The sequence below is a fragment of the Flavobacterium sp. RHBU_24 genome (assembly GCF_046613695.1).
In the GTDB taxonomy this organism is placed as follows: Bacteria; Bacteroidota; Bacteroidia; order Flavobacteriales; family Flavobacteriaceae; genus Flavobacterium.
Window position 1 is genome coordinate 1 of record NZ_JBKJHD010000056.1, and the last position, 505, is coordinate 505.

Below are 505 nucleotides of genomic sequence, written 5' to 3' on the forward strand. Positions count from 1 at the left end.
CATTGACTACTATGCGATATGCGAGCCAAACAGCACGGGCTACACCCAGTTTAACCTGATGGGCCATATAACGGATATACTCACGGCAAACGGTGCCACCCCAGCGGACTACACCATCAGGTTCTACCTTAACGCCGCGGCGGAAGCTGCGGGTACGGCGCTGCCGCACGTGTATACCAATACCGTTATGACCCACCAGACGATACGGGTACATGTACAAAACAACATAACCGAATGCGAGCTAAGCCTTCCGCTGGATTTATATGCCGAGGAAGCCGCTATAGCCTACCCGATAACAGTCCACCAGACGATAACCGAGTGTGATTATGACGGTGCGAACGACGGCACGGTAAGCTACTTTAACCTAACGGATGCGGGTACCGAGGCACTGGGCACGCAAAACCCGGCTGACTTTAGCGTGGAGTACTATACCACCGAGCTGGCGGCAGAGGCAGGCGACACTACTGACCTTGCCACCTATATTGCAACGCCCACTGCCTATACA

General features: G+C 54.3%; 1 protein-coding gene. It reads left to right on the forward strand.

Annotated features, from left to right (window positions below):
• A partial coding sequence (locus ACLI09_RS18045; protein ID WP_411421039.1) for a hypothetical protein occupies nucleotides 1-505 on the forward strand: 505 nt, incomplete at both ends.